The organism is Natronococcus sp. A-GB7, assembly GCF_029688865.1.
Lineage (GTDB): Archaea > Halobacteriota > Halobacteria > Halobacteriales > Natrialbaceae > Natronococcus.
Genome location: NZ_JARUKV010000024.1, coordinates 59,892 through 82,856, shown reverse-complemented (window position 1 = coordinate 82,856; position 22,965 = coordinate 59,892). Strand labels below are relative to the sequence as shown.

25 protein-coding genes and 1 pseudogene are annotated in these 22,965 nt (G+C 66.6%); 19 read left to right on the top strand and 7 right to left on the bottom strand.

All coding sequences use genetic code 11. The annotated features are described in order from the left end of the window. Positions 1–72: 72 nt before the first annotated feature. From QA609_RS19070 to QA609_RS19060, 3 genes and pseudogenes are all read right to left on the bottom strand, one after another. Positions 73–417: pseudogene (locus QA609_RS19070) on the bottom strand (archaellin/type IV pilin N-terminal domain-containing protein); the annotation flags it as partial. Positions 418–426: 9 nt separating this feature from the next. After that, positions 427–1,233 (bottom strand): archaellin/type IV pilin N-terminal domain-containing protein, encoded by an 807-nt coding sequence (locus QA609_RS19065; RefSeq protein ID WP_278304208.1) that lies wholly within the window; start codon positions 1,231–1,233, stop codon positions 427–429. Between the two features lie 2 nt (positions 1,234–1,235). Further along, on the bottom strand, positions 1,236–1,934 hold the full coding sequence (locus tag QA609_RS19060; protein WP_278304207.1) for an archaellin/type IV pilin N-terminal domain-containing protein: 699 nt from the start codon (positions 1,932–1,934) through the stop codon (positions 1,236–1,238). A 399-nt stretch (positions 1,935–2,333) separates the two neighbouring features. Between QA609_RS19060 and QA609_RS19055 the strand changes: the two genes are divergently transcribed. From QA609_RS19055 to QA609_RS19020, 8 genes are all read left to right on the top strand, one after another. After that, on the top strand, positions 2,334–3,305 hold the full coding sequence (locus tag QA609_RS19055; protein WP_278304206.1) for a FlaD/FlaE family flagellar protein: 972 nt from the start codon (positions 2,334–2,336) through the stop codon (positions 3,303–3,305). A gap of 16 nt (positions 3,306–3,321) precedes the next feature. After that, the gene (locus QA609_RS19050) at positions 3,322–3,753 is read left to right on the top strand and encodes a flagellin (RefSeq protein WP_278304205.1); all 432 of its coding nucleotides are present in this window, start codon (positions 3,322–3,324) and stop codon (positions 3,751–3,753) included. A gap of 1 nt (position 3,754) precedes the next feature. Beyond that, positions 3,755–4,210 carry a flagellar protein G gene (locus QA609_RS19045; RefSeq protein ID WP_278304204.1) on the top strand — a complete coding sequence of 152 codons (456 nt, stop codon included), beginning with the start codon at positions 3,755–3,757 and terminating at the stop codon, positions 4,208–4,210. A gap of 2 nt (positions 4,211–4,212) precedes the next feature. Next, positions 4,213–4,941 (top strand): ATPase domain-containing protein, encoded by a 729-nt coding sequence (locus QA609_RS19040; protein WP_278304203.1) that lies wholly within the window; start codon positions 4,213–4,215, stop codon positions 4,939–4,941. Position 4,942: 1 nt separating this feature from the next. After that, positions 4,943–6,628 carry a type II/IV secretion system ATPase subunit gene (locus QA609_RS19035; protein ID WP_278304202.1) on the top strand — a complete coding sequence of 562 codons (1,686 nt, stop codon included), beginning with the start codon at positions 4,943–4,945 and terminating at the stop codon, positions 6,626–6,628. Between the two features lies 1 nt (position 6,629). Continuing rightward, the gene (gene flaJ / locus QA609_RS19030; RefSeq protein WP_278304201.1) at positions 6,630–8,396 is read left to right on the top strand and encodes an archaellar assembly protein FlaJ; all 1,767 of its coding nucleotides are present in this window, start codon (positions 6,630–6,632) and stop codon (positions 8,394–8,396) included. 63 nt (positions 8,397–8,459) lie between these two features. Continuing rightward, positions 8,460–8,888 (top strand): FlaD/FlaE family flagellar protein, encoded by a 429-nt coding sequence (locus QA609_RS19025; protein ID WP_278304200.1) that lies wholly within the window; start codon positions 8,460–8,462, stop codon positions 8,886–8,888. A 356-nt stretch (positions 8,889–9,244) separates the two neighbouring features. Continuing rightward, entirely contained in the window at positions 9,245–9,745 is a 501-nt protein-coding gene (locus QA609_RS19020; RefSeq protein WP_278304199.1) for a helix-turn-helix transcriptional regulator, read from the top strand. A gap of 19 nt (positions 9,746–9,764) precedes the next feature. On the opposite strand, the gene QA609_RS19015 is transcribed toward QA609_RS19020, so the two are convergent. Together QA609_RS19015 and QA609_RS19010 are read right to left on the bottom strand one after the other, a co-directional pair. Continuing rightward, positions 9,765–10,202: a hypothetical protein gene (locus QA609_RS19015; RefSeq protein WP_278304198.1), complete on the bottom strand. Its 438-nt coding sequence runs from the start codon at positions 10,200–10,202 to the stop codon at positions 9,765–9,767. 18 nt (positions 10,203–10,220) lie between these two features. Then, positions 10,221–10,613 carry a 30S ribosomal protein S6e gene (locus QA609_RS19010; RefSeq protein WP_278304197.1) on the bottom strand — a complete coding sequence of 131 codons (393 nt, stop codon included), beginning with the start codon at positions 10,611–10,613 and terminating at the stop codon, positions 10,221–10,223. A gap of 111 nt (positions 10,614–10,724) precedes the next feature. Between QA609_RS19010 and QA609_RS19005 the strand changes: the two genes are divergently transcribed. The 11 genes from QA609_RS19005 to QA609_RS18955 all read left to right on the top strand — a co-directional run bounded on the left by QA609_RS19005 (position 10,725) and on the right by QA609_RS18955 (position 21,309). After that, positions 10,725–11,003, top strand: a complete 279-nt coding sequence (locus tag QA609_RS19005; protein WP_278304196.1) for a hypothetical protein — start codon at positions 10,725–10,727, stop codon at positions 11,001–11,003. 68 nt (positions 11,004–11,071) lie between these two features. Further along, the gene (locus QA609_RS19000; RefSeq protein WP_278304195.1) at positions 11,072–11,842 is read left to right on the top strand and encodes a TetR/AcrR family transcriptional regulator; all 771 of its coding nucleotides are present in this window, start codon (positions 11,072–11,074) and stop codon (positions 11,840–11,842) included. Then, positions 11,839–13,326 (top strand): MATE family efflux transporter, encoded by a 1,488-nt coding sequence (locus tag QA609_RS18995; RefSeq protein WP_278304194.1) that lies wholly within the window; start codon positions 11,839–11,841, stop codon positions 13,324–13,326. The genes QA609_RS19000 and QA609_RS18995 overlap by 4 nt, the downstream gene beginning before the upstream one ends. A 58-nt stretch (positions 13,327–13,384) precedes the next feature. Beyond that, positions 13,385–13,735, top strand: coding sequence for a hypothetical protein (locus tag QA609_RS18990; RefSeq protein ID WP_278304193.1), 351 nt, complete (start codon positions 13,385–13,387; stop codon positions 13,733–13,735). 86 nt (positions 13,736–13,821) lie between these two features. Then, complete coding sequence (locus tag QA609_RS18985) at positions 13,822–14,199, top strand: hypothetical protein (RefSeq protein WP_278304192.1); 378 nt, start codon at positions 13,822–13,824, stop codon at positions 14,197–14,199. A 51-nt stretch (positions 14,200–14,250) separates the two neighbouring features. Further along, positions 14,251–15,489 (top strand): MBL fold metallo-hydrolase, encoded by a 1,239-nt coding sequence (locus QA609_RS18980; protein WP_278304191.1) that lies wholly within the window; start codon positions 14,251–14,253, stop codon positions 15,487–15,489. Positions 15,490–15,570: 81 nt separating this feature from the next. Continuing rightward, positions 15,571–16,119 carry a flavodoxin domain-containing protein gene (locus QA609_RS18975; protein ID WP_278304190.1) on the top strand — a complete coding sequence of 183 codons (549 nt, stop codon included), beginning with the start codon at positions 15,571–15,573 and terminating at the stop codon, positions 16,117–16,119. A gap of 163 nt (positions 16,120–16,282) precedes the next feature. After that, a complete protein-coding gene (locus QA609_RS18970; RefSeq protein ID WP_278304189.1) occupies positions 16,283–18,124 on the top strand; it encodes an asparagine synthase-related protein in 1,842 nt (613 codons plus the stop codon). A 67-nt stretch (positions 18,125–18,191) separates the two neighbouring features. Next, positions 18,192–18,620 (top strand): hypothetical protein, encoded by a 429-nt coding sequence (locus QA609_RS18965; RefSeq protein WP_278304188.1) that lies wholly within the window; start codon positions 18,192–18,194, stop codon positions 18,618–18,620. Between the two features lie 35 nt (positions 18,621–18,655). After that, on the top strand, positions 18,656–19,783 hold the full coding sequence (solA, locus tag QA609_RS18960; protein ID WP_278304187.1) for an N-methyl-L-tryptophan oxidase: 1,128 nt from the start codon (positions 18,656–18,658) through the stop codon (positions 19,781–19,783). 89 nt (positions 19,784–19,872) lie between these two features. Further along, positions 19,873–21,309, top strand: coding sequence for an amidase (locus tag QA609_RS18955; protein ID WP_278304186.1), 1,437 nt, complete (start codon positions 19,873–19,875; stop codon positions 21,307–21,309). 14 nt (positions 21,310–21,323) lie between these two features. On the opposite strand, the gene QA609_RS18950 is transcribed toward QA609_RS18955, so the two are convergent. Together QA609_RS18950 and QA609_RS18945 are read right to left on the bottom strand one after the other, a co-directional pair. Continuing rightward, positions 21,324–22,244 (bottom strand): LLM class oxidoreductase, encoded by a 921-nt coding sequence (locus QA609_RS18950; protein ID WP_278304185.1) that lies wholly within the window; start codon positions 22,242–22,244, stop codon positions 21,324–21,326. 74 nt (positions 22,245–22,318) lie between these two features. Then, entirely contained in the window at positions 22,319–22,879 is a 561-nt protein-coding gene (locus QA609_RS18945) for a metal-dependent hydrolase (RefSeq protein ID WP_278304184.1), read from the bottom strand. Between the last annotated feature and the right edge of the window lie 86 nt (positions 22,880–22,965).

The window sequence follows — 22,965 nt, the reverse complement described above, 5'->3', positions numbered from 1 at the left end:
CCTCCGAGTAGAAAGTTCTAACGACTACTATAATGCTGCAGTACCGAATTCTCCAGATTCAGTTGTGTCGCCATGTTCAAGTGTTTGAGACATTGAATCGCTTGTATACTGAAGGGTGAGCGATTCCATGTCGATCACGTCAGACCCTGCAGATTTTTTCACTACAAGGTTGAGTTCATCAACAGTATCTTCTCCGTCTGTTTCGCCATAAGCATGGACGACTTCGATCTGATTCGCCACTGCCTGCTGGGTTTCTGTACCGGTGTCGGAGGCCTGGCTCTGGAGCGAGCCGGCCGTGTTGATCAGAACGCCGGCCGCAATCGCTGCGACCAGGACCATCGCGATGAACACGATGAGCGTTCCGATTCCGACCTGACCGCGATCGTTTTCGGAGTTTGAATTCTGTGTGTTAATCATTGTATCACGTTATACTGAGACGACTGGCTGTTCTGCCGGGTGGTCGACAGTCGACGGCATCGTCACACCGTAGGAGTACTCGGCACCGGACTGGTCGACGAGCTGAATCGAGGCGCTGTCACCAGTCTCGAGGGCGCTCGGCTGGTTTTGTTGGTCAGTCCAACCGTCACCATCAGCAACGCCGCCACCAGCCTCCTCGTCACCGATCAGCGGGATGATGACATCGACCCGGTCCTCGGTTTCGGTAAGCGACGTCTCTACCTCGCTACGATCGACAGCATCCGCCGTAACGAAGAACGGATCCAGATTCTCTTCCGATTCTAGGTCTTCCACACTTCCAATATTCTCTACCTGGCTCTCGTGAGAGAGCGTGCGAGATTCCTCATCGCTCGTGTACTGGACAGTCATCGACTCGAGGTCGATCACATCCGATCCGGCTGACTGTTTAACCGATAACCGGAGCTCGTTGTAGGTTCTATCGTCGTTGACCTGGTACTCGGCATCGCCCTCTATATGCTCACCAGGGATAGACACAGACTCGACCTCACCTTCAGTAGATAGATCTCCTGGAGGATCGTCTACATCTGAGTGCCACTCGAACTGGTTTTCAGCAACAGCGTGTGTCACTTCGATCTGATTCGCCACTGCTTGCTGGGTTTCGGAACCAGTGTCGGAGGCTTGACTCTGGAGCGAGCCGGCCGTATTGATGAGGACGCCGGCTGCGATCGCCGCAACCAGCACCATCGCGATGAACACGATCAGCGTACCGATACCGACCTGACCGCGCTCATCCTCGGAGTGGATTCGCTCGAACATGGTTAGACCTCCACCACGTCCTTATCGACGAAGCTCGGGGGCGTCGTGATGCCGTAGGTGTACTGCGCACCCGACTGGTCGGTCAGTGCGACCGTCGCACTGTCACCGGACTCGAGTGCATAATCGTCCTCGATTGCAGCAACGTCGATACGAAGGAGAACTCGATCACTAGTATCGGTTAGAGCGGTTCCTTCGTCCGCAACATCGATGGCGGAGTCCTCAGCCGGATCTTGACCAGCCTCGACTGTCGCGAAGGTAGCATCATTGTCAGCGCCAACAAATTCATCCAGTGATTCCTCAGCACCGTCTCCGTGTCCATCATCGTACTCGAGCGTGGCATCAGCCGATGCGCTCGTGTATTGAACGGTCATCGACTCGAGGTCGATGACGTCAGAACCGGCGGACTTCTTGACGATCATGTCGACGAATCCGACTTCACCGTCGTCGATATCGCCTCCATACTGAGTGTCAACCACGTCAGCGGAAGAAGTGTACCCAACCGCATGGGTCACTTCAATCTGGTTCGCCACCGCCTGCTGGGTCTCTGTACCTGTATCGGAGGCCTGGCTCTGGAGCGAGCCGGCCGTGTTGATCAGGACACCGGCCGCAATCGCTGCGACCAGCACCATCGCGATGAACACGATCAGGGTGCCGATACCCACCTGACCGCGTTCGTCGTTGTCTGCTATGTTTTCGAACATTGATTGTATTAGTGTCCCCGCGTGTCACGCGTCCCGAGCGCACCCGTGGGTGTGCGAGCCACCAGTTACGGCGGCCGCCGACTCGAGCGTCACCCCGCGACCACACGCTGTGACAGCGGGCTGAGAGCTGCACCGGGGCTCGAGGCCGGCTCGGGCGAATCTGGCGACGGCGCGGATTCTAGGGGTTCGTCCCCGCCTGAATTTCAAACGAGTTGATTATCAAGGTAGCTGTCAGTTCACGTCTCGATTCGAGGCTCGACTCACGGCTCGAAACGAGCGCTGAACTCGTGGAGAGAACTTTAGCGGTCCTGTCACAAGAGGCGACTATGTCTAACCACGATATCACAGGAAACGAGCCGGCCGATGTCGGCGACGGGGCACCGACGGAGGGCCGGTAGGATGGCCGCGGGACTGAACTGGCTATCGGGGCTGCTCGGTCGCGGCAACCCCGACGCCGATCCCGACCCGAAGAGTCTCGAGCCCCCCGACCGGGACGAGGCGTCCGAACCCGAACTCGAGGAGTTCGACGAGAGCGTCGCAGACGAGGGCGGCGAGGACGAACTCGAAGACACCGAGGAGGAGGCGGCCCTCGAGGACGACAACGAGGACGAAGACGGCGAGTTCGCTCCCCTCGAGCCCGCGCCGCTTGACGACGAGCGCGAGGCCGAGGCCGACGGCGGCGAGGACGGCCCCGACGAGGAGGCGATCGACGAGCTGTACTACCGCACCGATGGCCTCGAGGAGTCCATCGAGGACACGGAGATGCGCCTGGACGCGATCCAGGACTCCCAGGAGCAGGTCGTTTCGCAGGTCGACGAGCTCAACGACCGCGTGCGACGGCTGCTGGGACTGTACGATCAGGTGACCGACGACGTCAATCCGTTCACCGGCGAGGGCGAGGCCGACAACGGGTTCGAGGTCTTCGGCGCCGAGCACGCCGACACGAACGAGGTGACCGAGAGCGAGACGGTCTCGTTCGACGACCTCAAGGACGAGGTCGATTCCGTCGAGCCCGAGCCCGAACCCGAACCGGCCGCGGAACCACAGTCCGAGCCCCGCGGCCCCGACGAGCCCGCGCTTCGAACGCTGCCCGACACCTACGCGACCGACGTGGTCGTCTTCGAGTGGCTCGCGGACTTACTCGAGTCGGGCGGGCCGCGAGCGACCCTCGAAGCGCTGTCGTACTACGTCGAACTCGGCTGGATCGGCGAGGACGTGCGGGTCCACCTCGAGGACGTCCTCGCGGGACCCGGGCTCGAGATCGACGCCGACGGTGCGGCGGAACTGACCGCCGAGGACCACGCCGACAGTTACGCGTACATCGTCCAGCTCAGCGAGATCGGCGAGATCGGACGGACCGTCGAGCCCTGACGGCGGGTGACCGAAGATGGGATTCAGCACCAGCGGTGCGACGGCGATCATCCTCGTCGGAGTCCTCGTCGCGGTCAGCGTGGCCTACCCCGCTTTGCAGTCGGCACAAGACTTACGCCAGAATGCGATCGAAGACCGGGATAACCGTGCCCTCGAGGTCCAGAACGCGGCAGTCGAGCTCGAGGATGTCGAGCACGCGGACGGTGAGCTGACGGTGACCGCCAGAAACGACGGCTCGACGTCGCTGTCGGCCGCGGATACGACGCTGCTGGTCGACGGGACGATCCCCGACGACCGAGACCTCGAGGTCGACGGGGAGCCCGATCGGGAGCTGTGGCTCCCCGAGGAGGAGCTGACGATCACCGTCGACGACTCCGACCTGCCGGACGACCCCGACCGGGTCAAGCTCGTCACGGAACGCGGCGTCGCGACCACGGAGGCGGTCTGAGGTGTCGAGCACCTCGATCTCGAGTCTGATCCTGTTCATCGCGGCGATGATCGTCGCCGCGGGCGTCGCCGGAACCCTCGTGACCACGGTGACCGACGTGAGCAGCTCCGTCAGCACCCAGACCGGTAACACCGCGGACGCGATCGACACCGACATCGCGATCATCAGCGACGCGGGCAGCGACGCCGTCTACGACGAGGGCGACGGCACCGTCACGCTGTACGTCAAAAACACCGGCGAGAAGACCCTCGCCAGCGACGGCGCCGGCCTCGACGTGCTCGTCGACGGCGAGTACGTCTCGAGCGGCGAGTTCGAGATCGAGATCCACGGTGACGACCACTGGCGATCGGGTGCCGTCGCCGAACTCGAGATCGATCGGACCCTCGAGACCGGCGAGGAACACCGGGCGGTCGTCACGAAAAACGACAGCCGCGCGGTGTTCGAATTTCGAACGTAATCATGACTGACCACTACTCTATCGGACTGACGGATCGAGACCGGGTGAACAACGCCGTCGGCGACGGCATCCCGACCGGAAGCATCGTGCTGGTCGAGGGCGAGGACGGCGCCGGCAAGAGCGCGCTCTCCCAGCGGTTCGCCTACGGGATGGCGACCGAGGGGACCGACGTCAGCTACGTCTCGAGCGAGCTCGAGGCAGGCGAGTTCGTCGACCAGATGCACTCGCTGTCCTACGACGTCGTCGACCTCCTGCTGGCCGAACGACTCCTCTTTTTGCACGCGAACGTCGACACCCACGACGCGGGGCCGACCCGCCAGCTGCTCGCCCGGCTGGTCGACGCCGAGCGGCTCTGGCGGGCCGACGTCGTCTACGTCGACACCCTCTCGGCGCTGTTGCGCCACGACCCCAACTACGAGGCGGGCACCGAGACCGACGACGAGGATCGGGTCATTCAACGGCTCGTCACCTTCCTCCGGCGGATGACGAGAGGCGGCAAGTCGATCGTGTTGACGGTCGATCCGAGCGGGATCGACGAGGACGCCCTGCATCCGCTGCGAAGCGTCGCCGACGTCTACTTCGACATCGAGACGACGGCGGTCGGCCAGGAGGTCAGGCGGAGCATCCGCGTTCGGCGGTTCCAGAACATGAACGCCCCGGTCGACGACACGATCGGCTTCAGCGTCCAGCAGGGACGGGGCGTCTCGATCATCAGCCGGACGGTCGCCTGAGATGTCCGACTTCGGAACGCCACGACTCGAGGACGACCTCGCCGCGTTCGCCGACGACCACCCCCACCTCCGCGAACATCTCGAGGGGTTCTACGCCGAACACGGCGAGTACCCGGTCCTGATCGACGAGCCGGGTCCCGGCTGGGAGTCCCCCCGGCCGAACGTGATCTACACCCCCGAGGAGCCGATCTTCTGTCACGTCTATGGCGACGTCGGCATCTCGACGACGTACTACTGCGTCGAGCCGATCCTCGAGGACGGCGACGGGGAGCTGTACGACGAGATCCGTCAGCGGATCCTCGACAAGAGCGTCACGCGGCCCGCCCCGACCGACAGCGAGGCGTTCGAGGAACACATCGACGCCCTGTTGGACGAGGTCGTCGAGATCGGCTCCGGGACGACCGAGGAGCCGAGTTCGGGCGGGCTGCTCGACGCCTTCGGGACGAGCACGCTCTCCGTGACCGAGGAGCAGTTCTCCCGCCTGCGCTACCAGCTCCAGCGCGACATCGTCGGCCTCGGCCCGCTGGAACCGGTGATGACTGACACCGCCAACGAGGACATCCACGTCATCGGCCCCGACCAGTGTTACCTCGATCACGGCACCTACGGGATGATCGAGGCGACCGTCGACTTCGGCACGTCGGCGGAGTTCGAACAGTGGCTCCGGAACATGGGCGAACGGATGGACCACCCCGTCAGCGACTCCGATCCGGTGATCGACGCCACCCTGCCCGACGGCTCCCGTATAAATATCATCTACTCCGACGACGTCTCGGTCCAGGGGCCCTCGCTGACGATCCGACAGGGCGAGGAGGTTCCCCTCTCGGTCCTCCAGATCACGAAGTGGGGGACGCTCAGCCCGGAGCTGGCGGCCTACCTCTGGCTCTGTCTGGAGAACGAGCAGACGGTGTTCGTCGTCGGCGAGACCGCCTCGGGGAAGACGACGACGCTGAACGCCGCGCTCTCGTTTATTCCGCGGGACGCCAAGATCTACACCGCCGAGGACACCGCGGAGGTAATCCCGCCCCACGACACCTGGCAGCAGCTCCTGACCCGGGAGGGGTCGGGCGACGAGAGCGCCGACGTCGACATGTTCGACCTGGTGGCGGCCGCGCTCCGCTCGCGACCCGACTACATCGTCGTGGGCGAGGTCCGCGGCGAGGAGGGCCAGATGGCGTTCCAGGCCGCCCAGACCGGCCACCCGGTGATGCTGACCTTCCACGCCAGCGACATCGTCTCGATGATCCAGCGCTTTACCGGGAGCCCGATCGACGTTCCCGAGACGTTCATGGACAACTGCGACGTCGCGCTGTTCCAGAACCGGGTCAAACAGGGCGACGACGTCCTCCGTCGGGTCACCTCGGTTCAGGAGATCGAGGGCTACTCCGACTACGAGGGCGGCGTCGTCACCCGACAGGCGTTCCGCTGGGATCCCAGGGACGACGTCGTCTCGTTTACGGGTCGGAACAACTCCTACGTCCTCGAGGAACAGATCGCGACGCTGCTCGGCTACCAGGATACCCGTCGGATCTACGACGAACTCGACCGCCGCGCGGAGATCGTTCGGCAGCTGATCGATGCCGACGTGCTGGGCTACCACGAGGTCAACCGGGCGATCGCCGACTTCCAGCGCGACGGCCTGCAGGGGCTGCCGGTCCGGATCAGGGGGCTCGATCAGTTCGCCTAACATGTCCTCGGAGACCCAGTCGTCGCCGGAGCTCGCCGCCCGCTCGGCGCTTCGCGAGCTCGGGATGGCCTACGAACAGATGGAGCTCTCGACCGAGCGATACCTCCTGTTCGTCGTCGCGCCCGCGGTCGGGTTCTTCCTGTTTACCCCCGTCCTGGCGCTGCTGCTGGGTTTCCCCCTGTTGCTTACGCTCCCGGTCGTCCTGCTCGGCCTGCTCGCGGTCGCCGTCGCGGTCAGCTACCCGAAGCTGCTCCAGGAGCGGAAGCGAAAGCAGATTCGACAGCGCTTTCACCTCTTTCTGACCCACATCACGGTGCTCTCGATGACGAACATCAACCGCGTCGAGATCTTCCGAACCCTGGCCGAGGAGGAGGAGTACGACGCGCTGGCCGACGAGATGGGACACCTCGTTGCGATGGTCGACACCTGGAACATGAGCCTCGACGACGCCTGCCGGATACGGGCCAAGCAGACCTCGAGTCCGCTGCTGACGGACTTCCTCGAGCGACTCGCGTACACGGTTGGCGGCGGCCAGCAGATCAGCGAGTTCCTGATCGACGAGCAGGACACGATCATTCAGCAGTTCGTCACCCGGTACGAGGCCGACCTGGCGAAACTGGACGTGATGAAGGAGCTGTACATGTCGATGATGCTGTCGGTCGCGTTCGTCCTCGTGTTCGCGATCGTCCTCCCGATCCTCGTCGGCGCGAACCCGACGCTGCTGATCGGCGGCACGATCGTCATGTTCCTGATCGTCCAGCTCGGGTTCGTCTACGCGATCCACCTCATCGCGCCCGCCGACCCCGTCTGGTACCTCGAGGAGACCGCCGGCTTCGGTCCGACCGACGGGATCCCGACCGCGCTGGCGATCGGCGTCGGAACGAGCGCCGTGCTGGCGCTCGGCGTCCTCGTCGCCCTGTCCGGGTTCGTGCCGATGCCCGACCTCGACGTCCCGCTGCCGATCCTGCTCGCGGTCCCGGTGACGCCGCTTCTGTACCCCGGCTGGAAGATGCGACGGGAGGAACAGAAGGTCAAGATCCGTGACGGCGAGTTCCCGAGCTTCGTCCGGACGCTCGGGGCCGTCGAGAGCGTCAAACAGACCTCGACGAGCAGCGTCCTCTCGAGCCTGCGCCACAAGGACTTCGGCGCGCTGACGGCGAACATCGACGCGCTGTACAACCGGCTCAACATGCGGATCGACGGCGTTCGATCGTGGCGGCTGTTCGCCGCCGAGACGGGCTCGTACCTCATCCAGAAGTTCGGCGACATGTACGTCGTCGGTCGCCGGATGGGAGGCGACCCGAAGCTGCTGGGCCAGCTCATCAGCAGGAACTACAACCAGGTGCTGAAGGTCCGCGAGCAGCGCCAACAGGAGACGATGACCCTCATCGGCGTACTGTACGGGATCACCGCCGCGAGCGTCTTCGCCTTCTTCATCGGCCTCGAGATCGTCGACATCATGATGGATATCACCACGGAGATGGAGTTCGGCGACACCGAAGACCCCGAGAGCAACGTCGCCGGCGGACCGACACCGGGCGATTTCACCGACGGCCTGCTCCACACCGAGCAGTACAACATCACGGCGATCGAGTACCTGCTGTCGTTTACCATCCTGCTCAACGCGGCGCTGTCGGCGGTCATCATCCGGCTTACGGACCGCGGTCACCTCGTCAGCGGGCTGGTACACTTCGTCCTCCTGACCTGGGTCGGTGCGGTCGTCGCCGCCGCGACGCAGTACCTCGTCGAGTTCGTCGTCGCCGTCTGACGGCTCAGCGCTCGTAATCGAGCGAAGCTTCTTGTCTCCCGGTCGAGGAAACGTTCAGTAGAAATGACAAAACCGACGCCGTACCTCGAGACGCTCGACCGACCGACCGATCGGACGGACGTGACGATCGAGTGGGTGCGATATCTCACCAACCGGTTCGGAACGACGGGGGCACTGAACTGCCTGCGCTACTACGAGGAACTGGGCTGGATCGGCCCTCGCGCCCGCGAGCAACTCGTCGCCTACGTCCGTGGTATTTCGCGGGACGACACCGCCGCTCGCCCGGCCGACGACCTCGCCTCACCGATCGACTCGCTCGAGGGAAGCGCGTTCGCCGCCCACGCGCGAAGTCTCGCCTACGTGGCCCGCATCAACGGGGAGAGCCTGGCTGACGACGTACTGGTCGGGCGGATGGCCGACCAGCGAATCGACCGGCAGTTCGACGCCCGGTCGGAAGACGTCGGCGACGTCGTCGGCGTCGTCGACGAGTAGGCCGATCCGGCGCTCCTTCGTCGGTAGAACGTTCAGGAATTGCTACGAAACCGGAGCGACAGCCGTACCTGACGCGGAGACCGGTGCTCCGACCCCAGCCGAATCGGCCCGAGACGCCGACTCGAGTATTTTATGCCCAAGTAGTTAACTAAATAATGAAAGTAAGGAGCCCTGTTACTTATTACGTTCCGACACGAGGAACCAGTAGTCGGATGGGCACAACTCCGCACCTCTCGGAACCCCCCGAGACCGCCACAAAGCGTCGGATCGGAGCGACTGTCGGGCGAACGCGATCCTCGCGCCGCGACGTCGCTGGTCCCGACGACGGCCCACCCACGACACCGCCGTGATCATCAATGAGCAAACACGATTCCTCCATCGCGTCCGCGTTCGACGAGCGCTCGAGTACCGAAGCCGGAAGCGTCGGCGCTACCGGCCTCGAGGCCGCCGAACCGGGGACGACGGACCACGAACTCGACGAACTGTTCGACCAAGCAACCGCCGCGCTCGCGACCGACGAGGTCGCGTTCGACGAGTCGCTGGTCAAGGAGAACCTCGAGGAGCTGTTGCTCGTGCTCGTCTGCGTTCACGGGTCGACACACGGGAAGGAGCTGCTCGCGGATCTGACCGAACAGTTCGACGCACAGCTCAGTCCGGGAACGGTCTACCCCTGTCTGCACGAACTCGAGGAGGAGGACGTGCTGTCGATGCACGCGAAGGTTCGAACGAAGGAGTACTCCGTCGTCGACGAGGCCTACGTCCGCGCGACCCTCGAGCGAACGATGACCCAGCACCTCGCATTCGGGCTGTTGCTGGATCGGTTTCTCTCCACCTATCCGGCCGTAGACTCGGAGTGAGCGACCTCGATTCGAGCCGTCACTCCGATCCCAGACCGTCGGCGATGTCGCTCAAGCTGTCGTTCGGCGGTTCGCGGGCGTCGTAGAAGTTCGTCTCGCCGGGCGCTCTGAGCCCGTAGAGAAAGTCGGGTTCGACGACGTCGACCAGCACCGATCCGCCCGAGCGGATCCCGTGGTCGTCGAGCCACTCCTCGAGTCGGTCCGTCCCCTCGCCGGGATTCCGGGCCATCTCGGGCGTGTCGTAGACGCCCGGAACCGACAGCTCCTCGCCGGTGAGGGCGCGTTCGATGCGCGTGAACCGCTCGGTACCGTCGAGAACGATGCGGACGACCTCGTCGTGGACGAACGCCTCGCGATCCGCGGCCGGAATGTCGAGTTTGTTTCCCGTTGCCGTCTCTGTACACGTCGATCGAACGGTTCGGACTGACGGGTGGTCACTCGAGATTCTGTCTGCCATCGTAGAGAAGCGAGGGGGTTACTCGTCGTCGCCGCCCAGCAGCTCGTCGATGTCGCTGCTACCGGACTCGACGACGGAGGCGTTGATCTGTGCGACGGCGTCGGAAACTTCGCGACCGCGAACCGTGACGCGTCGGCGCTCGCCGTCCCGGCTGGGGTGGTAGCCGACCTGGCGGCCCTTCATCAGCACTTCCTCGAGGTTCGGGCCGCCGACGTCGGGGCTGAGCGGGCGGCCGGCCTCGTCGGAGCCGCCGGTGATCTCGAGCGTGTAGCCGTCGAGACCGACGGCGCCGCCGTCGACTTCCTCGCCGATCGACTTGCCGATGAACCGGTTCGCGTCCTGTTCCTCCGCTTCGAGCTGGTAGGTCGATCCGGAGTCCGGATCGCCGACGACGACTGTGAAACTTGCCATGCCCGGTGAAAAACGGCGCGCGCTCAAAAACACATCGAAACACGGTCTCGACGCGACGCCCGTCCGACCGCGTTCGGTGCCGTTTACCGCCCTCGGTGCGTACCGGTCCTCGTGAGCATCGACCGCGACCGCCTCGAGCGACGACTGCGCGAGGAGTTCGACGGCTCGAGCGGCGCCGCTCGCGTCGTCGCCCGTCAGGCCGCCGACCTTCGCGACTCCGGGCGCTACGAGGCCGACACCGGAACCCGACTCACGACCGAGGTCGTCCTCGAGGAGCTCGCGGACGCGCCCGACGGCGGTCCGCCCGAGCGCTGGAACTGGTGGATCGGCTCGCTCGAGATCGCGTTCGGCGGCTACGAGACGTTCGGGATTCGTCGGTACCGGGAGTGAGCGTGTGACTCTCGAACACCCCTACGAACCGAAACACCCTTCACCCGCACTGACTAACTAGTCAGTTAGTGACTGATCCGGACGTTCGCGCAGCGATCATGCGCGGGACCTACGAGGCCCTTTGCGAGCACGGCTACACCGAGCTGACGGCACAGGATATCGCCGACAGGACCGACAAGAGCAAGTCTCTGCTGTTCTACCACTACGACTCCAAGGAGGACCTGTTGGCGGATTTCCTCGAGTTCCTCTTCGAGCGCTTCGACGAGCGCGTCGCCGAGACCCGCGACCTTTCGCCGGTCGAACGGCTGGCGGTGTTCGTCGACTGGTTCCTCTACGGCCCCGAGGAGAACGACCGCCAGTCGTTCCACGTCGCGATGCTCGAGTTACGTACGCAGGCGCCGTACAACGAGGCGTTCCGCGAGAAGCTCCGCAAGGGCGACGACCAGCTCCGTGCGGTCCTCGAGGAGATCCTTCGGGACGGTCTTGCAGCCGGCGAGTTCAGCGAGCACGATCCCGAGGAGACCGCGGCGCTGCTGATCGCGGCCTTCGACGGGGCTCGCATCCGTCAGCTGACGATCGGTCGCGACGAGTACTTAGAGCAGGTTCGAACGGCGACCGCCACCTGGGTGTTCGACGACCTGCTCGCCGAGGGCGCGTCGTTCCCGGCGGATCGGGATCCGAGCACCCTTCCGGAGACCGACCAGCAACACCGCCTCGCGGCCGATTTGGGTACAGAGGGCGGGAACGGCACGGGCGATCCTGACGACGAGACGAACGGGGCCGACGCGGACGGCGGTGACGCGGCGGGAGACGAACCGACCGAGCGTGATCGGGAGTGAGCGGGTCGAACAAGGGCACCGATCGCTCGGTCAACGTCACCGACGGCGACCTGTTCAAGCCGCTGATGGTGCTGTCGGCGCCGATCGTCGCCAGCCAGCTGCTACAGGTCGGCTACAACCTCGCGGACACCTACTGGGTGGGTCGACTCGGCGGCGACGCCGTCGCCGCGCTGTCGTACTCGTGGGCGATCGTCTTCCTGATGGTCAGCGTCGGCGGCGGCCTGACCGTCGCCGGGACGGTGCTGATCTCCCAGCACAAGGGCGCAGGTAACTTCACGCGCTCCTCGCACGTCGCCGGCCAGACCCTCTCGTTCGTCACGATCGTCGCGATCGTCTTCGGCATCGTCGGCTACCTCCTCTCGCCCTGGATGATCCGCTTGATCGGCGCTGAGCCGGGGACCGACGCGTTCACCTACGCGGTCACCTACACCCGGATCGTCTTCGTCGGCGTCGCGTTCATGTTCTGGTTTTTCATCTTCGATGCGCTCTCGCGAGGGTGGGGTGACACGCGAACGCCGCTGTACCTGATGGTGATCAGCGTCGCGATCAACGTCTTCATCGACCCCTTCCTCATCCTCGGCTTCACCGACAACCCGATGTTCGCGTGGGTCGGACTGGCGGGTCTCGAGACGACCCTCTACGAGGCCACCGGCTTCGAGGGGTACGGCGTCGCGGGCGCCGCCGTCGCGACGGTGTTCTCTCGCGGCATCGCCGCGGTCGTCGGACTCTACCTGCTGTTTTCGGGTCGGGTCGGACTCGAGCCCTCGCTGTCGGATCTCCGCCTCGAGAGCGAGACCGTTCGGAAGATCCTCGAGATCGGCGGCCCGATCGCGACCGAGCAGGGGTTTCGCGCGTTCGGCATCACCGTCCTCACGGCGCTGATCGCCGTCGCCGGAACCGAGGCAGTCGCCGCTTACGGGATCGTCAACCGGCTCTCGTCGCTGATGTTCCTGCCCGCGCTCGGGCTCGCCCGTGGGACCGAGACCGTCGTCGGGCAGAACCTGGGCGCCGAGCAGGTCGACCGCGCCAAGCAGGCGGTCACGCTCAGCTCGGCGCTCGTCCTCTCGATCTTCGCCGTCGTGATCGGCGTCGCCTACCAGTTCGCCGAACCGATCACGGCGATCTTCATCGAGGGCGAGGAGTCCGCACAGGTGATCGCCTACGGCGCCGCCTACATCACTATCGCCGGCCCCTCTTACCTGTTTCTCGGCGCCTTCCAGATCATGCTCGGCGGGATCCGGGGCAGCGGCTCGACTCGCGCCGCAATGCTGCTGTCGATTCAGGAGCTGTGGCTGTACCGCATCCCGATCGCCGCGGTCGCCATTATCGTCCTCGACATGGGCGTCATCGGCGTCTGGTACGCCATCGCGATCTCCTACGTCCTCTCGGCGATCGTCACCGCCGCCTGGTTCCTGCGGGGGACCTGGACGGACAACGTCGTCGGCGACGCCCCGTCGCCGACGGAGCCGGAGCCGAGCGACTGACCGCGCCCGCGAGCACGGAGGGGAAACACCGATTGTGTCCCGTCCCGAACTGTCGGGTATGACCGATCGCAGGCGACCGTTCTGGCCGGCCTACCTCCTCACGGCGCTGATCGCCGGCCTGGGCCACTGGTATCTCGGCCAGTGGAAACGGGGGACGATCTGGTTCGCCCTCTACGTCCTCGCGCTCGGCTTTCTCAGCGCGCGGTCGGTCTCGGGCGCCCTCGAGCTCGGCGACCCGTTCGTCGTCACCGCCCTGCAGTTCGAGGCGGTCAGCTACGCCGACGTCGCGATCCCGCTCGCGGTACTGATCGTCTGTCTGCTCGACGTCTACCTCATCGGCGTCCTCCGGCGGACGGCCCCCTCGAGCGATCCGCCGGCCGGCGAGGCCCGATCGAACGGCTCCTCCTGAGCGTCAGCGCCCGCTCTTCGGAGGACTCGGTTCGTCGACGAGACTCGAGCACAACCGGTATTACGCCGCCGGAACTCGTATCAGCCATGGAGACAGACGAAACGGGACTGTTCGGCGGCGGAATCGCGATCGGCGTCCTCCTGATCCTGCTCGGTGTGGTCGCGTACGTGGGAACCGGGTTCGCGAGCGTCACGGCGCTCATCCCGGCGTTTTTCGGAATCGCCGTCGTCGCGATCGGCTGGGTCGGCCGCGCGACGGGTCGACGACGGCTCCCCGTCTACGGCTACGGGCTGCTCGCGCTGGCCGGCATCGCGGGCAGCACGCGCGGGCTCACGGACGTCTGGACGCTCGCGACGGGCGGCTCCGTCGACAGCCCGGTTGGGGCCGCCTCCCAGACCGTGATGGTCGTGCTGTGTTTCGCCCTGCTCTTTCTCGTCGGCCGGGCGCTGGGCGACGATCGCTGACGTCGGCCGACGAACCGACGGAGGCAAGCGACTCGAGCGGAAAGACCGGGTATGGACGTTCGGTTTCTGGGCGGGGCTCGCGAGATCGGTCGTAGCGCGGTGCTGATCGACGACTCCTTGCTGCTCGATTTCGGCATGGACTCGGGAAACCCGCCGTCGTTTCCGATCGACGACGTCGATCCCGACGCGGTCGTCGTCGGCCACGGTCACCTCGATCACGTCGGCTCGATCCCCACCCTGCTATCGGGCGACGCCCGCCCGCCGATCCACTGGACGCCGCCGACGTACGACCTCGCGACGGTGCTCGCGCGGGATACCCTCAAGCTACACGGGGGGAGCTACAACTGCCCGTTCACCGAGACCGAGATCGCCCGCCTCGCGCAGGTCTCGGAGACCCACGGCTACGGCGAGTCTTTCGAGGCCGCAGGCTACGAGATTACCTTCTTCGACGCGGGTCACGTTCCCGGTAGCGCACACGTGCTGGTCTCCGACGGCGACACGCGGCTGCTCTACACCGGCGACTTCCACACCGAGGACCAGCAGCTCCTCTCCGGCACCGTGGCCCGTCCCGACGCCGACGCCGTGATCTGCGAGAGTACGTACTCGGACGTCGCCCGCCCGCCACGCGAAGAGATCGAGCGATCGTTCGTCGACAGCCTCGAGACCACCCTCTGGGAGGGCGGCACCGTCGTCGTCCCCGCGTTCGCGATCGGCCGGACCCAGGAGGTGCTCTGTATCTGCGAGGCGTACGGCCTCGAGTGCTACGTCGACGGGATGGGCAAGCGCGTCACCGAGCTGTTCCTCCGCGAGCGAAACCGAGAGTTCCTGCGCGATCCCGACCTGCTCCGGCGGGCGAAGGGCAACGCCCGCTTCGTCGACGGCCGGGACGGCCAGCGAGAGCGCATCGCCGAGGGGAACACGGTGATCGTCACCACCAGCGGGATGCTCCACGGCGGTCCCGCGATGACCTACGTCCCGGCGATCCGCTCGCACCCGACGAACAAGATCGCCATGACGGGCTACCAGGTCGAGGGGACACCCGGCCGCGAGCTCTACGAGACGGGCAGCGCCGTCATCGACGGCCGCTCGATGCGGGTCAGCGCCCAGGTCGAGCAGTACGATTTCTCCGCACACGCCGATCGAAAGGGGCTGCTCGAGTTCCTCGAACCCTACGCCGGCGCTCGGATCCTCGTAAACCACGGCGACCGCTGTGAGCGCTTCGCAGGGGAGCTCCGGGGGGAGGGGTTCGCAGCCGAAGCCCCCGCGCTCGGAGCGGAGCTGTCGCTCTGAGGGGTCCCTGCGCCTTGATGGAACTGCGGGTTGGAACACGCGTATGGAGGGTTTCACTCCGCCCGCTCGAGGTGACCGCCGATGGCGCGGGTTCTGATCTGCTACGGCACGAGCGAGGGACAGACGAAGACGATCGCCGAGCGGATGGGCGACGTCGTCGGCAGCGAGGGCCACGAGGTAACCCTCACGCACCTGAAACAGCCGCCCGACGGGCTCGACCCCGGCGCCTACGATGGGATCGTCGTCGGCGCGTCGATCCACGCCGGCTCCCACCAGCGCTACGTCGGATCGTTCGTTCGCGACCACCTCGAGACCCTGAACCGGCGCCCGTCGGCCTTCTTCTCGGTCAGCCTCACCGCCGCCAGCGACGATCCCGGCGAGCGCGAGCCCGCCGAGGAGCTGCTCGAGGAGTTCCTCGACGAGACGGGCTGGAACCCGGACGGCACGCTGTCGGTCGCGGGCGCGCTCAAGTACAGCGAGTACGGCCTGCTCAAACGCTTCGTTATGCGTCGAATCGCCGGCCGGGCCGGCGGCGACACCGACACCGCCCGGGACTACGAGTACACCGACTGGAACGACGTCGAGGCGTTCGCTCGCGAGTTCACGACCCTGCTCCGGGCCGGCGCCTGAGACGGATTCACGCAACCGGCTACCGGTCCGTCCGCGGTTCCCCTTCGGGTGTGTCGAAACTGACGGACAGCAGACGTGTGGCGCCCGTAAACGGAGCCGCAGTGAGCGAAATCTGGATTGGTAGGCCCAAGCGTAATACCCCCTTGTCGCTAACAGTGTCGCAATGGTTGGGGTCTGCGGTGCGTTCGGGAGGCAGAGACCGGGTATCGGGCCGATATCCGAGTGGATCGGTCGGGACGGCGTCAGCGAGGAGACGAGACACGACGGCTCCGGACTGACCTGCCTCGCCGCGACACACCGACGGACCCCACAGCCGATCCGAGTTCCGGAGCGAGACGCGACGCTGCTGGTGTCGGGCATCGTCTACAGCCGCCTCGGGGACGGCTCACGGCGGAGGCGGCCGCCAGGCGTCTCGACGCCGGAGTTCTGCGCACGCGAGTACGCCGCCGACGGACTCGAGGCGCTGACCGAACTCAACGGCGAGTTCGTCGCGGTCGTCCTCGAGCGCGCCGACCGGCGGCTGCGGCTCGTGACGGATCTCCTCGGCAGCCGACCGCTGTACTACCACTCGAGCGGCGACTGCCTGCTGTTCTCGACGTCCGTCCAGTCGCTGGTCGACCACCCCGCCGTTCCGGCCGCGTTCGATCCTTCGGGGCTGGTCGAGTACCTCGCCCACAAGCGGGTCCGGGGAACGCGAACGCTCTACGAGGGCGTCGCACAACTCCCCCCCGCCTCGATCACGACGGTCGAACTCGGGGACGAGGAGTCGATCGCACACGACCGCTACTGGTACCCGACCCCGAAGCCGACGTCGCTGTCCGCCGATCGGTTCGTCGATCGGTTTCTCGACCGCTTCGCAGCCGCCGTCGACGACAGGGTTCGAGCCGGCCGAACCCACGGCCTGTTGCTCTCGGGCGGCAGCGACTCGAGGCTCCTCGCGGCGACGGTCGATCCCGACCGGGCGTACGGGTTCACCACCGGACCGACGCCGTCGGCCGACGAATCCTCCGTCGCGGCCCGCGTCGCCCGAACCATCGACGTTCCGTTCTCCCGACTCGAGCTCGGCTCGAACCGGACGCCGGCGCTGCTCGAGGCCTACGGCCGACACGGCAACGGGATCGGCTGGTTCAACGAGGCGCGGACCCTCGCGGTCGCCGACGAGATCCGCGGGGACGTCGATACCCTCGTCTCGGGGCTGTACGCCGACGTCTTCTTCAAGGGATGGACGCTCCCCGACCGCCGGCTCTCGACGCCGCTGGGGGACATCACGCTTCCGGTCGGGCGAGCAGCCGAGAATCGGCGGCAGTTCCTGGAGACGCGGTCGAAGGCGACTCCGGCGTACGTCGACACCGACGCGGTCCCGTCCGCCCGCCGAGTGCTCGAGCGATCCCTGACGGACACCACCGAGGGCGTCCGTGACCACGGCGTCGACTACCCGTCGATGGCGGAGCTCGGGCGGGTCGACTTCTGGTACCCACTGACCAACGAGAGCTCCTTCGACCGGTACGCCGACACGCAGGTGTTGCCGACCGTCTACCCGTTTCTCGACCGCCGGCTGATCGAGCTCTCGCTCGAGCTTCCCCGATCCGACGCGATGCGACGGAACATCGTCAACCGTGCGGTGTCGCGGCTCGCACCCGAGCTCGCGGCGATCCCCCACAACGAGAGCGGCGTCTCGCTCTCTCGACCGCAGGTGCTACACTGGGTCGGCCAGCTCTACCGCGAGCGAGTCGGCAACTCGAGCGACGGGGCGAACGCGGCCGCGCTGCGAGACGACTGGCTCCCGGCGTTCGTCGGCGATCGCGAGGCAACGATCCGGGCGCTTCCCGGCATCGAGTACGAGGAGGTTCGGCGTCTCTGCCGGGAGCACCGACGCGGGGCGAACCACACCGGGTCGATCAGCGGACTAGTGAGCGTGCTGTCGATGCCGGCGACGAAGACGATCGTCGACGTCGGATCAGAAACGGACACCGTGTCGGACCCGGAGCTCAAGTCGCTCCGGTAACGCCGAGTACCGGAACCGGTTTCCGGTCCTGAAACGCCTTTTCCGTTGGCCGCCGTTCGAACGACGGATGGCGCACGATACCGATACCGACACCGACCCTGACGCCCCCGAGCTGAGTGAAACGGAGGAGGCGGCCCTACACGAACTCCAGCTCGGCATCGAGTACGTCCACCGGGCCTACGGAAACCTGCTCGAGTTCCACCACGAACTCGGCCACGCCATGGACCGAATCGGCGACGCCGAGGAGGAGTTGCGCGAGGCCGGCCACGAGGAGTGGGCCGACCGCCTGCGCGACGACCACCTTCCGGCGGGCGCGATCAGCGATCGGTGGACCTACGAACTCGTCGAGGAGTTCTCCGACGGGTTCCTCGAAGACGCCGACGCCTTCGAGGAGGAGGTTCGGGAGGAGCTCGCCGACGGGGTCGGCCACGTCACCGAACGCCGCCAGCAGCGCCGGATTCGCGAGCGCGCGCGAACGGACGACCGACGGGACTGACAAGCGTTTTCGACCCCCTCGCCGTACACGCGGGCATGAGCGAACGGTACGACGCGATCGTCCTCGGCGTCGGCGGGACGGGAAGCGCCGCGACGGCTCACCTGGCCACGCGGGGCGCCGACGTGCTCGGCCTCGAGCGCTACGACGTCCCCCACGGCTACGGCTCCTCACACGGCCGCTCCCGGATGTTCCGGCTCGCCTACGCCGAGGACCCCGCCTACGTCCCGCTCGCGAAGCGAGCCGCCGAGCTGTGGGACGACCTCGAGCGTGCGACCGGTCGGCAGCTGTTCTACCGTACGGGATCGGTCGACGCCGGACCCGCCGACGGCGAGCTGGTCGCGGGCTCGAGGCGCTCCTGTGAGCAACACGGCCTCGAGTACGAGGAACTGTCGAGCGCCGAGCTGACCGACCGCTACCCCGGCTACCGGCTGCCGGAGGGGTACGAGGCGATCTACCAACCCGACGGGGGCTTCCTCGAGCCAGAGGCCTGCACCGTTGCCCACGTCGAGCGCGCCCACCGGGCGGGGGCGACGATCCGAGCCCGAGAGCGGGTCGTCGACTGGCGCCCGACGAGCGACGGCGTCCGCGTCGAGACCGACCACGACAGCTATGAGGCCGACCGCCTCGTCGTCACCGCCGGTGCGTGGGCGGGACGGTTCGTCGACGCCCTCGAGTCGGTGCTGGTCCCCGAGCGACAGGTGCTGGCGTGGTTTCAGCCGACCGAGCCCGACTACTTCGAGCGCGAGCGGTTTCCGGTCTGGAACATCGAGGTTCCCGAGGGTCGGTACTACGGCTTCCCGGTCCACGACGTTCCCGGGTTCAAGCTCGGCCGATACAACCACCGCGAGGAGACCGTCGACCCCGACGCCTTCGAGCGCGAACCGACCCAGACCGACGAGCGGCTCCTCCGGGAGTTTGCCGAGACGTACTTCCCCGACGGCGCCGGACCGACGATGGGACTGGGGACCTGCCTCTTTACCAATACGCCCGACGACGACTTCGTCCTCGATACGCTGCCCGACTATCCGCAGGTCGCCGTCGGCGCCGGCTTCTCCGGCCACGGCTTCAAGTTCGCCAGCGTTATCGGCGAGATCCTCGCGGAGCTGGCGCTCGACGGGGAGACCGACCACCCCATCGAGCCGTTTGCGATCGACCGGTTCTGACGGGGCGCCGGATGCCCGTCGGCCGTCGGGCTCCGTGCGGTTGAAGCCGCCGGAATCACGCTTATCCGTCCGTTCGTGTGACGGTCACTATGGGCGAAGAGAGCACGCAGCGTTCCGCGGCCGGAATCGTGCGGGGGATCAGAGACGGGGAGCTGTCCCCCGCGGAGGTCGTCGACGACCACCTCGAGCGCATCCGCGAGCGAAACGAGCGAACGAACGCGTTCGTCACCGTCGCCGAGGAGTCGGCCCGCGAGGCGGCTGCCGAGGCCGAGCGCGCACTCGAGGACGGCGAGCCGTTGGGCCCGCTCCACGGCGTTCCCGTCGCCATCAAGGACATCGACGACGTCGCGGGCGTCGAGACCACCGCGGGCTCGCTGCTGTTCGAGGATCGGGTCGCCGACGCCGACGCGGCCTACGTCGACCGCCTGAAGGCCGCGGGCGCGATCGTCGTCGGCAAGACCAACGCGCCCGAGTTCGGCGTCGGCACGACGACGGACAACCGCGTCGCCGGCCCGACGAGCACACCTTTCGACCTCGAGCGCACCGCCGGGGGATCCTCGGGCGGGGCGGGGGCGGCGCTGGCCGACCGCCTCGTCCCGCTCGCGCCGGGCTCCGATACCGGGGGTTCGATCCGCATCCCGGCCAGCGCCTGCGGCGTTTACGGACACAAACCCACGTACGGGCTGGTGCCGAACGTCGATCGCCCCAACGCCTTCGCGAGCCACACGCCGTTCTACCACGTCGGTCCGATGACCCGCACCGTCGAGGACGCCGCACGATCGCTCTCGGCGATGGCGGGCCCTCACCGCGACGACCCCCACTCCGTGCCCGCAACCGACGACTACCTCGCAGCCGTCAACCGCCCGATCGACGACCTGCGGATCGCCTACAGCCCCGACCTGGGGATCTACCCGCTCGAGCCCGCAGTTCGGGAGACGATCGACGACGCCGTCCGCGCCCTCGAGCGAGCCGGCGCGACCGTCGAGAGGGGCGACCCTGACCTGGGTCACGACCGCGAGGAGATCCTCGAGGCGTTCTACACGATGGCGACGGTCCGCTGGCAGGCGACCCTCGACGACCTCGAGGAGCGGGGGTTCGATCCGCGCGAGGGAGACCGAGATCGACTGCACGACGCGTTCGTCGAGACCGTACTGGACGCGACACCGCCAACTGTGCGGGAACTCACACGAGCCGACGCCGTCCGCTCGCGGGTCTTCGACGGCCTGCAGGACCGCTTCGAGGAGTGCGACCTGATCGCGTCGGCGACACTGGCGACGACCCCGTTCCCCCACGGCGAACCCCCCGAAACGATCGACGGCGTCGACGTCGGCCCGCGGCGGGGCTGGGTGCTCACACAGCCGTACAATCTCACCGGCCACCCCGCTGCCTCGGTCCCCGCCGGGTTCGTCGACGGCCTACCCGTTGGACTCCAGCTCGCCGGGGAGCGGTTCGGCGACGCCGACGTCCTCGCGGCCAGCGCCGCCCTCGAGCGACGGCGGCCGTGGCGCAATCGGTACCCGACGTAGCGCCCGTCGCCGGCCTACAGTTCGTCGATGATCTCGTCCGCGAACCGCTCGAACGCTCGCTCGCGGTCCTCGTTTTGCAGGCCGATGATGGCGTGATCCAGGCCGTAGGACTCGAGCCGGCGGAAGTAGTCGCGGTACCACTCGACGCCGGCCCGATAGCCCAGATGCAGGGGTTCGGGGTCGGCGGTCGGATCGTCCGTGAGTTCGACTCGAACCGCGATCGCGAACGGTTTGTCCTCGGTCGCCTCGCGCCACTGTGCGATGTAGCTCTCCAGGGTCGACTCCGGCAGGTGATAGAACAGCCAGCCGTCGCCGTGCTCGGCGATCCAGTCGTCTGCCTGCCTCGAGTTCCCGGTCGGTAGCAGGGGGATCGTTCCGCTGCTGGGCTTCGGAACGACGTCGAGCTCGCCCTCGAGCCGGCCCCACCGCCCCTCGAGTTCGGGGTAGTCCTCCCGCCAGACCGTTCGCAGGGCCTCGCACCCCTCCCGGAACAGCTCGCCTCGATTTTCGCGGTCGACCCCGAAGGCGGGGTACTCCGGGTCGCGGTCGCCCGAAGCGATCCCCATCACGAGGCGGCCGTCCGAGAGTCGATCGACCGTCGCTGCGGACTTCGCGACGTGCAGCGGGTGGCGAAGCGGGAGGACGACGCTCGAGGTCCCCAGCGCGATCTCGTCGGTGTGGGCCGCGACGTGAGAGAGCCACGGCCAGGTATCGAACGTCTGGCCCGCATCGCCGAACTTCGGCCAGTAGGTGGGGACGTCCCGCGCCCAGAGGCCGTCGAACCCCAGCTCCTCGGCGAGGGTCGCGAGTTCGATTTCGGTGGTGGGATCGGGCGTCGAGCGGTTCGCCCCGGTCAGGGGAAAGCCCGCGCCGAAGGTCAGTCCCTCGCGGTCGAACAGCCGTCGGTAACCCGCGTTCGCGTGATCGGAGGGCATTCGCTCGAGCTATCGGCCGCGCGTACAAGACCGTGTTCGTTCCCGTCGGCACGCCCGATCGGCTCGAGACGCCCTCACGTCGGGCGTCGACCGCGAACGTACTCGAGTCCCGGGCAGCCGTCGACGTACCACAGCGCGATCGCCGCGCCGAACAGGACCCACTCGAAGAGGAAGAACACCGCGGGGTTCGTAAACGGGCCAACGACAAGTTCGACGATTGCGGGCGGTTCGAACAGTCGCTCGCCGTACCGGAACGTCGGCTGCTCGAGCAGCGGCCAGACCAGAAACTCCGTCTCGAACGGATAGCCGAGAAACGCTCGCGGCGGGATATCGGCCAAAAGGTGCGAGAGGTGTGCGACGACGAACGCGGTCGCGGTCTCGAGGCGGCCGAGGACGAATCCGACGGCGTAAACGACGAGGATCAGCGCCGCCGCGAAGAACAGCGAGTGGGCGAGCGAGCGGCCGCTGGGTAGGATGCCGACCCACCACGCCAGCGGCTTGTCGATCAGGTCGGCGAACTGCGAGCCGACCAGGACCGCGAGCGCCGGCTCGGCTCGCGGCGCTCGCCGGAACCGGCCGTGTGCGTACAGCGAGTACAGGAGGTAGGCTACGCCGAGGTGTCCCCAGGGCCACATGGCCGTCCGTAGCCGTCCGCGGCGTGTAGTTACGGGATTCGTAACCAGAGGGCGAAGCCGGAGACTGGCGAGTAGGTTCCGCTTGA

Excerpts from the sequence above, each read along its gene's own strand:
- QA609_RS19065 (WP_278304208.1), bottom strand. The coding sequence starts at position 1,233 with ATGTTCGAGCGAATCCACTCCGAGGATGAGCGCGGTCAGGTCGGTATC.
- QA609_RS19060 (WP_278304207.1), bottom strand. The coding sequence starts at position 1,934 with ATGTTCGAAAACATAGCAGACAACGACGAACGCGGTCAGGTGGGTATC.
- QA609_RS19055 (WP_278304206.1), top strand. The coding sequence starts at position 2,334 with ATGGCCGCGGGACTGAACTGGCTATCGGGGCTGCTCGGTCGCGGCAAC.
- QA609_RS19050 (WP_278304205.1), top strand. The coding sequence starts at position 3,322 with ATGGGATTCAGCACCAGCGGTGCGACGGCGATCATCCTCGTCGGAGTC.
- QA609_RS19040 (WP_278304203.1), top strand. The coding sequence starts at position 4,213 with ATGACTGACCACTACTCTATCGGACTGACGGATCGAGACCGGGTGAAC.
- QA609_RS19035 (WP_278304202.1), top strand. The coding sequence starts at position 4,943 with ATGTCCGACTTCGGAACGCCACGACTCGAGGACGACCTCGCCGCGTTC.
- flaJ (WP_278304201.1), top strand. The coding sequence starts at position 6,630 with ATGTCCTCGGAGACCCAGTCGTCGCCGGAGCTCGCCGCCCGCTCGGCG.
- QA609_RS19025 (WP_278304200.1), top strand. The coding sequence starts at position 8,460 with ATGACAAAACCGACGCCGTACCTCGAGACGCTCGACCGACCGACCGAT.
- QA609_RS19020 (WP_278304199.1), top strand. The coding sequence starts at position 9,245 with ATGAGCAAACACGATTCCTCCATCGCGTCCGCGTTCGACGAGCGCTCG.
- QA609_RS19015 (WP_278304198.1), bottom strand. The coding sequence starts at position 10,202 with ATGGCAGACAGAATCTCGAGTGACCACCCGTCAGTCCGAACCGTTCGA.
- QA609_RS19010 (WP_278304197.1), bottom strand. The coding sequence starts at position 10,613 with ATGGCAAGTTTCACAGTCGTCGTCGGCGATCCGGACTCCGGATCGACC.
- QA609_RS18990 (WP_278304193.1), top strand. The coding sequence starts at position 13,385 with ATGACCGATCGCAGGCGACCGTTCTGGCCGGCCTACCTCCTCACGGCG.
- QA609_RS18985 (WP_278304192.1), top strand. The coding sequence starts at position 13,822 with ATGGAGACAGACGAAACGGGACTGTTCGGCGGCGGAATCGCGATCGGC.
- QA609_RS18980 (WP_278304191.1), top strand. The coding sequence starts at position 14,251 with ATGGACGTTCGGTTTCTGGGCGGGGCTCGCGAGATCGGTCGTAGCGCG.
- QA609_RS18975 (WP_278304190.1), top strand. The coding sequence starts at position 15,571 with ATGGCGCGGGTTCTGATCTGCTACGGCACGAGCGAGGGACAGACGAAG.
- QA609_RS18970 (WP_278304189.1), top strand. The coding sequence starts at position 16,283 with ATGGTTGGGGTCTGCGGTGCGTTCGGGAGGCAGAGACCGGGTATCGGG.
- QA609_RS18965 (WP_278304188.1), top strand. The coding sequence starts at position 18,192 with ATGGCGCACGATACCGATACCGACACCGACCCTGACGCCCCCGAGCTG.
- solA (WP_278304187.1), top strand. The coding sequence starts at position 18,656 with ATGAGCGAACGGTACGACGCGATCGTCCTCGGCGTCGGCGGGACGGGA.
- QA609_RS18955 (WP_278304186.1), top strand. The coding sequence starts at position 19,873 with ATGGGCGAAGAGAGCACGCAGCGTTCCGCGGCCGGAATCGTGCGGGGG.
- QA609_RS18950 (WP_278304185.1), bottom strand. The coding sequence starts at position 22,244 with ATGCCCTCCGATCACGCGAACGCGGGTTACCGACGGCTGTTCGACCGC.
- QA609_RS18945 (WP_278304184.1), bottom strand. The coding sequence starts at position 22,879 with ATGTGGCCCTGGGGACACCTCGGCGTAGCCTACCTCCTGTACTCGCTG.